The 1,935-nt window shown below is 71.4% G+C and carries 1 protein-coding gene; it reads right to left on the minus strand.

Features of this window, described 5'->3' with window-relative positions; all coding sequences use genetic code 11:
- A partial coding sequence (locus tag G1H10_RS32030) for an HNH endonuclease signature motif containing protein (RefSeq protein ID WP_163745346.1) occupies positions 1–1,889 on the minus strand: 1,889 nt, incomplete at its 3' end.
- Positions 1,890–1,935: the final 46 nt, after the last annotated feature.

Raw genomic sequence — 1,935 nt, forward strand, 5'->3', positions numbered from 1 at the left:
AACGGCGGGTCGTCGGGTTCGGGTGGTGTGTCGGTGGGTGGTGGGTCGGGTTCGGGTGCTGGGGGTGCGAGTCCGGGTAGTTTGACGGTGTGTTGGCGTCCGGTGGGGCTGGTGAAACGCTGCACCCCGGGCGCGATCCGTTCGATGGTCCATCCGGCGTGATGCTTTTGCAGGTGGCAGGTTGTGCACAGCAGCGAGCAGTTGCATGCCGAGGTGGGACCCTGCGGATAGGGGTTGCGGTGGTCGATCTGGCATCGGTAGGCGGGGCGGTGGCATCCGGGCATGATGCATTCGCGGTCGCGGAGCAGGATGAAGTCGACCAGCTCTTGCGGCGGGGTGTAGCGGGTGCGCCCGTAGTCCAGGGCGTGCCCGCCGACCGGATCGGTGACGACCCAGCGCCATACCCCGGCAGCGGCCAGTACCCGCGCGGTGTCGGCGTCGATGGGGCCGTAGCCGTCGAGGTGAGCGGGATGCTCGTCCAGGCCGAGCCAGGTGGTCAGCGGCAGGGTCAGGTTCACCGTGATCGGGCGTCCGTGCGCGCCGGCCAGGGGGACACCGGCGGTGGCTCCGCACTGCGTGCAGCCGTCGCCGCCGAGGGTGCCGGTGTACAGCGAGGACCAGGCCAGCCCGGCCAGGGCGTCGGCGCGGGCTTGGTCCAGCGTGCGCCGCCGCCCGGGACCGTCACCACCGTCACCGCCGTCACCGCCGCTGTCGCTGTCGCCACCGTCGCCGTCGTTCCCGCGCTCGCTCTCGCCCTTGTCCTCAGTCCGGCGGGCCGCGCGGTCGCGCTCGTCGCCGGTCTGGGCGGCGGCGCGCTGATCGTCGTGGCGGCGCAGGGTGTCGGCGCCGGCGTTGAGCGCGGACATGATCGCTTGTGCGTCTTCGGCGGGCAGGTAGGCGTACAGCCAGGCCATGCCGTCCTTGGCCGGCTCGGTCCACACCCGCCGCTGCTTGCGCGCCTCGCGGCGGTTCTTCTTCGACGTGCGCGGGTCCAGCTGATGCAGCAGCCGGTTGACCACCTGCGAGAGCTTCACCGAGGTCCACTTGTGTACGTGCGGCAACACCGCCGCCTCGACCTTCCGGACAACCTCGGGCTCCCGGTCACGCAACGCGGTGAGCAGGATCGTCACCCGCCGCTGGTCCAGCCGCCCGGCTGTCCACGCCTCATGGATCGCGGGGAAATCCTCGACCAGCTCCACGCCGTGGGCGACCATCCGCTCGGCCTGCGGCTTGGTCCACGGCCACACCACAGCGAGCTCGCCCGCGGCGACCGGCACCGGATGCAACGACGCATACCCCTGCGGGTTCTCCGCACGCATCTCGTCGCGGTGAGTGAGCTCGGCCAGCGCCGAAGCCTGCCGCGCCTGCGCCCACGCGATCAGCCGCTCCCACCCCGCCACAGCATCACCGAGCTCGCCCGCGCTCAGCTGCGACTCCGACGACTCGTCCAGCACCCGCGCCAGCTCAACCCCCGGCACCATCTCCGCAACCGTGGACTCGGCATCGCCGGGCAGCTCGTCCAGCAGCCCCACGTTGGCCGCCACCCACCCCGGCGCATCCGCCGGCATCGCCTCATCCACACCGACCACGAACCCCGGTAGCGACAGCAGCGCCGCCTCATCCGCGGCCCACACCTCGGCCCACGCATCCACCACGAACCCGTCCGCCGGGTCCACCCCGGCGTCCAGCAGAACCTCCCGGGTGGCATCCCATCTGGCCTGCTCGGCGGCGACGAGCCTGGCCCAGCACGCCTCGATTTCGGCCTCATGCGCGGCCCGAAACGCGCGCGCACCCTCCGGATCCGGCTCGAACCGGCCCCGCCCACCAGCAGCCGCCCCACCAGGCATCTCACCCGGCGAGGCAGAGCTACAAGCAGCCGAATCGAACATGTGTCCATGCTATTCGAACACCCGTACCCCCGCAACCAAGATCCAC

Origin of the sequence: Phytoactinopolyspora halotolerans, from assembly GCF_010550675.1 — a bacterium.
In the GTDB taxonomy this organism is placed as follows: Bacteria; Actinomycetota; Actinomycetes; order Jiangellales; family Jiangellaceae; genus Phytoactinopolyspora; species Phytoactinopolyspora halotolerans.